This window comes from Catenulispora yoronensis (genome assembly GCF_039531695.1).
In the GTDB taxonomy this organism is placed as follows: domain Bacteria; phylum Actinomycetota; class Actinomycetes; order Streptomycetales; family Catenulisporaceae; genus Catenulispora; species Catenulispora yoronensis.
Genome location: NZ_BAAAQN010000073.1, coordinates 48,064 through 55,703, shown reverse-complemented (window position 1 = coordinate 55,703; position 7,640 = coordinate 48,064). Strand labels below are relative to the sequence as shown.

The 7,640-nt window shown below is 71.5% G+C and carries 7 protein-coding genes and 1 pseudogene; 4 read left to right on the top strand and 4 right to left on the bottom strand.

Features of this window, described 5'->3' with window-relative positions; genetic code table 11:
• A pseudogene (locus tag ABD481_RS39905) lies at window positions 1-240 on the bottom strand (hypothetical protein); the annotation flags it as partial.
• Between the two features lie 115 nt (window positions 241-355).
• Between ABD481_RS39905 and ABD481_RS39900 the strand changes: the two are divergent.
• Together ABD481_RS39900 and ABD481_RS39895 are read left to right on the top strand one after the other, a co-directional pair.
• Window positions 356-2,041: a Rieske 2Fe-2S domain-containing protein gene (locus tag ABD481_RS39900; protein WP_344671090.1), complete on the top strand. Its 1,686-nt coding sequence runs from the start codon at window positions 356-358 to the stop codon at window positions 2,039-2,041.
• A gap of 118 nt (window positions 2,042-2,159) precedes the next feature.
• Complete coding sequence (locus tag ABD481_RS39895) at window positions 2,160-3,032, top strand: LLM class flavin-dependent oxidoreductase (protein ID WP_344671089.1); 873 nt, start codon at window positions 2,160-2,162, stop codon at window positions 3,030-3,032.
• 400 nt (window positions 3,033-3,432) lie between these two features.
• On the opposite strand, the gene ABD481_RS39890 is transcribed toward ABD481_RS39895, so the two are convergent.
• Both ABD481_RS39890 and ABD481_RS39885 read right to left on the bottom strand, forming a co-directional pair.
• A complete protein-coding gene (locus ABD481_RS39890; protein ID WP_344671088.1) occupies window positions 3,433-4,011 on the bottom strand; it encodes a mycothiol transferase in 579 nt (192 codons plus the stop codon).
• 77 nt (window positions 4,012-4,088) lie between these two features.
• Window positions 4,089-5,060, bottom strand: a complete 972-nt coding sequence (locus ABD481_RS39885) for an oxygenase MpaB family protein (RefSeq protein ID WP_344671087.1) — start codon at window positions 5,058-5,060, stop codon at window positions 4,089-4,091.
• Between the two features lie 27 nt (window positions 5,061-5,087).
• Between ABD481_RS39885 and ABD481_RS39880 the strand changes: the two genes are divergently transcribed.
• Complete coding sequence (locus ABD481_RS39880) at window positions 5,088-5,543, top strand: pyridoxamine 5'-phosphate oxidase family protein (protein ID WP_344671086.1); 456 nt, start codon at window positions 5,088-5,090, stop codon at window positions 5,541-5,543.
• A 20-nt stretch (window positions 5,544-5,563) separates the two neighbouring features.
• On the opposite strand, the gene ABD481_RS39875 is transcribed toward ABD481_RS39880, so the two are convergent.
• Window positions 5,564-6,097 (bottom strand): DUF5336 domain-containing protein, encoded by a 534-nt coding sequence (locus tag ABD481_RS39875; protein ID WP_344671085.1) that lies wholly within the window; start codon window positions 6,095-6,097, stop codon window positions 5,564-5,566.
• Between the two features lie 341 nt (window positions 6,098-6,438).
• On the opposite strand from ABD481_RS39875, the gene ABD481_RS39870 reads away from it, so the two are divergent.
• Entirely contained in the window at window positions 6,439-7,629 is a 1,191-nt protein-coding gene (locus ABD481_RS39870) for an acyl-CoA dehydrogenase family protein (protein WP_344671084.1), read from the top strand.
• Window positions 7,630-7,640 lie beyond the last annotated feature (11 nt).

Sequence of the window (7,640 nt, the reverse complement as noted above, 5' to 3'; positions counted from 1 at the left end):
GTCGGCGTCGGTGTCGGCGTCGCCGGTGCCGCCGGCGGCCGCGGCGGCCAGGCCCGGCGGGTCGGCGGCGGCCGCGGCCACCGCCACGGCCAGCGAGAACGCGTCGTGCCCGGTGGACTCGCCCAGCCAGATCTCCCGGTAGCCGAGCTCGTCGGCGAGGCCGGCCAGCCGCACGGTCAGCGCCGGGTCGCTGTCCGTCCGGTTGCCGAGCAGAACCCCGTCCACGATCACTTGACTCACTGCCCCCTGGTCTGGCCCGTCTCCGTCGGGTTCCGCACACCCGGGGCCGGTCACTGTGATCCGCCCCGCTGGCAGAGTACCGGTCGGGGGTACGGCGGTGCGATACGTTGGATCGATGCGCATCACGTCGATTGGTCACGCGGGGATGCTGGTGGAGACTGCCGCCGGCCGGATCGTCTGCGACCCGTGGTTCACCCCGGCGTACTTCGCCTCGTGGTTCCCCTTCCCGGACAACTCGGCGTTCGGTTCCGACGCCGACCCGGCGGGCATCCGGGACGCGGAGTACCTGTACGTCTCGCACCTGCACCACGACCACTTCGACCCGCGCTGGCTGGCCGCGCACATGTCGAAGGACACCACGGTCCTGCTGCCCGACTTCCCGGTGCCGGACCTGCGCAACGAGCTTGAGGAACTGGGCTTCCGGAACTTCGTGCAGACCCGCAACCGCGAGGTCACCGAACTGCCCGGCGGGCTCCGGATCCTCATCGACGCGCTGATCACCCCGACCGACGGCCCGATCGGCGACAGCGGCATCGCGATCGACGACGGCGAGGTGCGGATCTTCAACCAGAACGACGCCCGGCCGGTCGAGGACGGCCCGGTCGCCGCGTTCGGGCCGTACGACGCGCACTTCCTCCAGTACTCCGGCGCCATCTGGTACCCGATGGTCTACGACTTCCCGGAGCGGATGAAGGCCACCGTCGGCCGCCGCAAGCGGGAGAACGGCATGGCGCGCGCGCTGCGCTACGTCGAGCAGTACCACGCCAAGCAGGTCTTCCCGTTCGCCGGGCCGCCGTGCTTCCTGGACGAGCGCGACGGGCTGTTCGCGATCAACGACTTCGACGACGACCCGACCAACGTCTTCCCGAGCCAGCTGGCGTTCCTGGAGTTCATGCGCGAGCAGGGCCACGACAACGGGCACCTGTTCGTCCCGGGGACCACCGTGGTGCTGGGCGCGGACGGCAAGTGCGAGGTCGAGCAGGTACCGCAGGCGCAGATCGAGGAGATCTACGGGCAGCGGCGCGCCTACCTGACCGCGTACCAGGAGCGGGCGCGGGCGCAGATCGAGGCGATGCACGAGAGCCTGCCGAAGGACAAGTCGGACCTGGTCGGGCAGCTGAAGGAGTGGATCGAGCCGCTGCTGGAGTGGGCCGACCACACCTGCGCGGGGCTGAACGGCCGGATCCTGCTGGAGACCGTGGACCCGGCGACGCGCGAGGTGGACGACCGGATCGTCTTCGACTTCCTGACCCGGACCATCGGCACGTGGGACGGCGAGGCCGAGTGCCGCTACAAGTTCCGGGCCGAGCGGCCGCTGATCGAGGAGCTGGTGCGGACCCGGACCCAGGACTGGGTGAACGAGCTGTTCCTGTCCTGCCGGTTCGAGGCCTCGCGCAAGGGGCCGTACAACGAGTACATCTACACGTTCTTCAAGTCGCTGTCCGAAGAACGCATGACGTATGTGGAGGGCTACTACGCCGAGTCCAGCGACGTCACGGACCTGGCGCAGGCCGACGGGTACGCGGTGCAGCGGCACTGCCCGCACCTGAAGGCCGATCTGACGCGGTTCGGGACGGTGTCCGGCGGCGTGCTGACGTGCTCGATGCACGGCTGGCAGTTCGACCTGGCCTCGGGGCGCTGCCTGACCAGCGACGACCGCAAGCTGGTGGCGCGGCCGTTGACGGCTGAGGACGGGGAGCTGCCGGAGATTCCGGTGGAGGCGGCTGCGGGGGCGGCTGCGGCGCCGGGGGCGGTGGCGGCTCCGGGGGCGGCGTCGGCGGAGGCGTCGGCGGCGGGCTGAGGCCTGGCTAGCCGGTCCCCCGAGCCCCCGGCCCGGGAACAGTGGGGCACGGCGCGGTAGTTTGCTTGTCTGGTCCGGTCCGATCCGGGCCGAAAAGCGAGCGGAAGGACAACGCGCCGTGCGGCTGGGGGTCAACGTCCCGAATTTCGGTCCGGCCACGACCGTCGAGGTGATGGAACGCTGGGCGCACGTCGCCGAGGGTCTGGGCTTCGACCTGCTGATGATGTCGGACCACGTGCTGATCACGCCGGACGTGTCCGTGCGCTACCCGGGGCCGTTCCAGGACCCGTTCACCACCCTGGCCTGGCTGGCCGGCCGCACCAACGGGCGGATCCAGCTGGGCATCACCGTGCTGATCATGCCCTACCGGCCGCCGGCGGTGACCGCGCAGCTGGCGGCCAGCCTGCACCGGCTGACCGGCGGCAAGTTCGTGCTCGGGGTGGCCGTGGGCTGGGCCCGGCAGGAGTTCGAGGCGCTCGGCGTCCCCTACGGGCGGCGCGGGCGGCTGACGGACGAGTACCTGGACGAGATGCACCAGATCTGGGGCGGCGGCGTCGAGGGCGTGGCGGCGGCCCTGACCCCGGAGGAGCTGCCCGGTCCGCCGGTCTGGATCGGCGGCAACAGCGACGCGGCGCTGCGCCGCGCGGTGGTGGCCGGCAGCGCCTGGCACCCGCTCGGCTTCACGATGGACTGGCTCACCGAGGCGGTGGACCGCCTGGCGGCCTTCGCCGACGAAGCCGGCCGCGCGGTACCGACGCTGGCGCCGCGGATCAAGGTGCGCCTGACCGCCGAGCCGGTGACCGACGCGGACCGGGACGCCGGGATCGGAACGCTGGAGCAGGTTCTGGACGACCTGGAGCGGCTGGCGGCGCTGGGATCGGAGACGGTGGTGCTGGATCCGTACCACGGGGACCCGGCGGAGCTGGAGCAGCCGGAGCGGTCTTGGCGGGAGCTGGCGACAGTGGTGGAGGCTTGGCGGGGAAGGAAGTAGGCCGGCTCAGCGGCTGAAAAGGACTGCGGCCGAGGAGGCTGCGGGGACGGCTTGGCGTAAGCAGGCGGCAGCGGCGGTGGAGGCTTGGCGAGGGAGGAAGTAGACGGGCTCCGGCGGACCGAACGGCCTTGGCGGGAGCGGAGACAGCCCGGCCAGGCGGCTGGAAAGGGCTGCGGCCAAGAAGGCTGCGGGGACCGCTTGGCGTGAGCTGGCGGCAGCGGCTTGGCGGGGCCGGAAATGGGCCAGCTCCGGCGGGCCGCGAGGGCTTGGCGAGGCTGGCGGCCGGAGACAGCTCGGCGTGAGCTGGTGGCAGCGGCGGTGCCGGGGCAGTAGCAGTAGCGGTAGCGGCGGCAGTAGCAGTGCAAGCGTGGCGCGGGCAGAGACAGCCCACCCCACCTCCCTACTCCACCACCAACCCTCCGCCCCCGCTCACCGGCCGCCAGCCGGCCGGCGGGTCCTCGCCGACGCGGCCGTCGACGGCTTCGCGGAGCAGGTCGGCGTGGCCGGTGTGGCGGCCGTATTCCTCGATCAGGTCGCAGAGCAGGCGGCGGAGGTTCGCGGTGCCGTGGCCGGCGTGGACTGGTTGGTCGAGGGCGCCGTGGGCCAGGGCCAGGGCGAGGCGTTGGTGGGAGCGGGCCACGGCGCCGTCCCAGAACTCGTACAGTTCGTCGGGGGTGTGGTTGTCGGCTTCGAAGGTGAAGGCCCAGCTGCCCTCGCCGTCCCAGCCGAGGGCCTGCCAGGGGGCGCCGACCGGGGCGCCGGCCAGCTTGGCCGTGAACATGTAGTCCTCGCAGCAAGCCAGGTGCTTCAGCAGGCCGCCGAGGGTGAGGGTGGAGGCGCCCACGCGGCTCCGCAGGCCTGCCTCGTCCAGGTCGTCGGCCTTGTAGCGGAAGGTCCAGCGGAGCCGGTCCAGTGCGCCGAGCAGGGCCTCGGCCTCGCTGCCGGCCAGCGGCGGTTCCCACGGATAGTCATTCGCCATGGGCTCCACCGTAGATCGTCTCCCTGACATTCACCGCCGCGCGCTCCGGCCGGCTCCCAGCCGTGGCGGTGTCCCGTCTAGCGCCGACCGGGCGGGGTCAGGCCCATCCGGCCGTAGGCCGCCGCGACGATCAACGAGGGCTCCATCGCCCATCGCAGCGCTCGGCCCGCGGCCTGTGCCAGCGGCCGGTCGACGAGCAGCCGGGCGGCGTCCGAGCGGCCCAGCCGGAGCGGTTCGCGGGCCCAGTCCGGCAGCAGGGCGGCGGCGCCGTTCATCAGGACCCGGGTCGCGGCGCGCTCCTGCGGGTTGGCGCCGAACGTGCGGATGAAGTGGATGCCCTCGATCGCGGCCTCGGTGATCCGGAGTTCGGGCCGCATGTCGTGCAGATACTGCGCCACCTCGGCCGCCGACTGCGGGACGTCGCGCGCGCCGAGCCGTCGCGCGGGCTCGGCGGTCTCGCGGAAGTAGCGGTCCCGTTCGGCGGGGGTGAGCGGCGGGGCGCCGAAGCGCTCGTAGCCGGCCAGGAAGCAGCGGACCTCGGCGATGTGGACCCAGGTCAGCAGGTGCGGGTCCTCGGCGCTGTAGGGACGGCCGTCCGGCGCGATGCCGTTGATGTGCGGATGCACCCGGTCGCGGACGTGCGCGATGGCGGCCTCGGCCACGGCGGTGCCGCCGAAGGTCGTGGACACGACGTAGGCGACGGTCCGGTTCAGCCGGCGCACCGGATCCTGGCGGAAGTCCGAATGCTGGTCCACCCCGGCCATCGCCAGCGGGTGCAGGGACTGGAGCATCAGCGAGGCGAAGCCGCCCATCAGCATGCCTGGGGCGTCGGCGTGCACCCGCCAGGTGACGCTGTCCGGCCCGAACAGGCCGGGATCGCCCGGCGGCTCGGAATAGCGCTCCAGGTCCAGGCTCCCGGAGCCGTGCACCGTGGAGGAGACCTCGCGCTGGACGTAGTGCCGCACGGCGCGCGCCGGGGCCGTGCCGGATACCTTGCCCGACACCTTGCTCGACACCGTGCTCGATACCTTCGGGAGCCTTGCCGTCATCAACCGAAACCTGTTCTACTTTCCGGCATGAGTCAGCGGGACCGCATCCGGATGTCCGATGCCGAGATCGAATCGTTTCTGACCTCGGCACGCAAGCTCCAGGTCGCGTCGGTCAATCCCGACGGCACGCCCCACCTGGTGACCATGTACTACACGGTACTGGACGGCGACTTGGCCTTCTGGACCTACGGCAAGGCGCAGAAGACGGTGAACCTGCGGCGCGACCCGCGGATCACGTGCCTGGTCGAGGACGGCGTGGCCTACGACGAGCTGCGCGGCGTCACGGTCTACGGCGAGGCGGAGCTGATCGAGGACTACGACCAGGTCGTGGCCTTCGGCATGACGCTGACGGCGCGCTATCCGGAGGTCTTCGGCGCCGACGCCGAGGCCATGCGGCCCTTCGTCGAGCAGCAGGCGCACAAGCGCACGGTGGTCCGGGTCCGGCCGAAGCGCACCACGTCGTGGGACCACTCGAAGATGTGAGCCGCTAGCGCGGGCGTGCGCTAGCGGCCGGTGATCACGCCGGCGTCGAACAGGTATGCCAGCCAGGCGATCACGAATTGCAGGCCGCCGAAGACCACGAACAGCGTCTGGAGATCACCGCCGCCTTCGGAGCCGAGAGCGGACAGCACCAGGGTCACGAAGATCGCGCTGGTGATCATCGCCGGGAGGGCGCCCGCCGAGCGTTCGCCGGGCAGCCAGCCGCGCAGCGCGACCAGTCCGCCGAGGAACAGCATGGTCGGGGCCAGGGCGAAGACGGCGACCCCGGCCTTGTAGAGGTTCACGGTGATCAGGTCGTCGTTGGAGACGTAGCCGAGGAACAGGTTGATGACGCCGAGGGCTGCGACGCAGAGATAGAGCATCTTGCCGAGCGGGACGGTCACTGCGCGCGGCCGGGCAGCCTGGGGCTGGGGCTGGACCTGGGGCTGACCGTGGCCGGCGGCTGCCGCAGCGACGTAGCTGTGTTGTACGTCGTGCTGGGACGACGAGTGCGCGAGCGGATGCGTCGGCGGGTGCGGCGGCGGTGCCGACGGCACGGGAGCGACCGGACCGCCGGGACCGGACCCGGCCGGCCCGACGGGTCCGGCAGGGCCCGCCGGACTGGGCGGAGGCCCACTCGGCGGACCGCTGGGCGGACCACTCGGCGGACCGCTCGGCGGCTCCGGCTGATCCGGCGTGTTCGGTGTGTTCGGCGTGCTCATCAGTGCTCCGTTCCACCCGTCGACGGTCGGCCGCCGTCGGGCGCCGCGTCCTCCCAGCCGAGCACCCGCCCCCGCGCACCGCCCGCCCCACAAGCCGTTCGGGCGATCGCCGCCGCGATCTGATGATCCATCAGAAACTCTTGCCATCGCAGCTGTAACACGTTCTAATTCACCTCATGCGGATCGCGTACACCGAGGCGCAGGCGCAGCTGCGCGACACTCTCCGCGCCTACTTCACCGAGCTCGTGACCCCCGAGGTCGCCGAGGAGATGTCCACCGGCGAGTTCGGCGGCCCGCGCTGCCGGGAGGCGGTGCGGCAGATGGGCCGCGACGGCTGGCTGGGCGTGGGCTGGCCCAAGGAGTACGGCGGCCAGGGCTTCACTCCGGTGGAGCAGTTCGTGTTCTTCGACGAGGCCCAGCGGGCCGGCGCCCCGGTGCCGTTCCTCACGATCAACGCCGTCGGGCCGGCCATCCAGCGCTTCGGCACCGAGAAGCAGAAGGCGGAGATCCTCCCCAGGATCCTGGCCGGGGAATGCATGTTCGCCATCGGCTACTCCGAGCCGGACGCCGGCACCGATCTGGCCAGCTTGAAGACCCGCGCGGTGCTGGAGCCGGACGGCAAGCACTACGTCGTCAACGGGCAGAAGATCTTCACCTCGCTGTCCGACCACGCCGACTACGTCTGGCTGGCCTGCCGCACCGACCCCGAGGCCCCGGCGCGCACCGGCAAGAAGCACAAGGGCATCTCGATCCTGATGGTGCCGACCTCCGATCCGGGCTTCAGCTACACGCCGATCCACACCATCGGCGAGGCCTCGACCTTCGCCACGTACTACACGGACATCCGCGTCCCGGCCGAGAACATCATCGGCGAGCCCGGCGAGGGCTTCCGGGTCATCACCACGCAGCTGAACCACGAGCGGGTGGCGCTGTGCGCGTCCGGCTCGTTGGAGCGGCCGTTCACCGAGGTGGTGGAGTGGGCCCGGCAGACCAAGCTGGCCGACGGCTCGCGGGTCATCGACCGCGAATGGGTGCGGATCCACCTGGCCCGGATCCAGGCCAAGCTCTCGGCGCTGCGCCTGTTCAACTGGAAGGTGGCCGCGGCCGCCGAACTCGACGTCGCCGACGCCTCGGCGACCAAGGTGTGGGGCACGGAGCTGTACTGCGAGGCTTACGGCTTGCTGCTGGAGGTGCTCGGCGCGGCCGGCGCCCTGAAGCGAAGCTCCCCCGGCGCGCTGCTGGCCGGGCGGGTCGAACGCGCCTACCGCGGAGTGCTGATCCTCACCTTCGGCGGCGGCACCAACGAGATCCAGCGGGACCTGATCGCCTTGTTCGGGCTGAGCATGCCCCGTATCCCCCGCCATTAGCCGACGAGGAG

Bases quoted from the DNA above. Each gene is read 5' to 3' on its own strand.
- ABD481_RS39900 (WP_344671090.1), top strand. From the start codon at position 356: ATGCGCATCACGTCGATTGGTCACGCGGGGATGCTGGTGGAGACTGCC.
- ABD481_RS39890 (WP_344671088.1), bottom strand. From the start codon at position 4,011: ATGGCGAATGACTATCCGTGGGAACCGCCGCTGGCCGGCAGCGAGGCC.
- ABD481_RS39885 (WP_344671087.1), bottom strand. From the start codon at position 5,060: ATGACGGCAAGGCTCCCGAAGGTATCGAGCACGGTGTCGAGCAAGGTG.
- ABD481_RS39880 (WP_344671086.1), top strand. From the start codon at position 5,088: ATGAGTCAGCGGGACCGCATCCGGATGTCCGATGCCGAGATCGAATCG.
- ABD481_RS39870 (WP_344671084.1), top strand. From the start codon at position 6,439: ATGCGGATCGCGTACACCGAGGCGCAGGCGCAGCTGCGCGACACTCTC.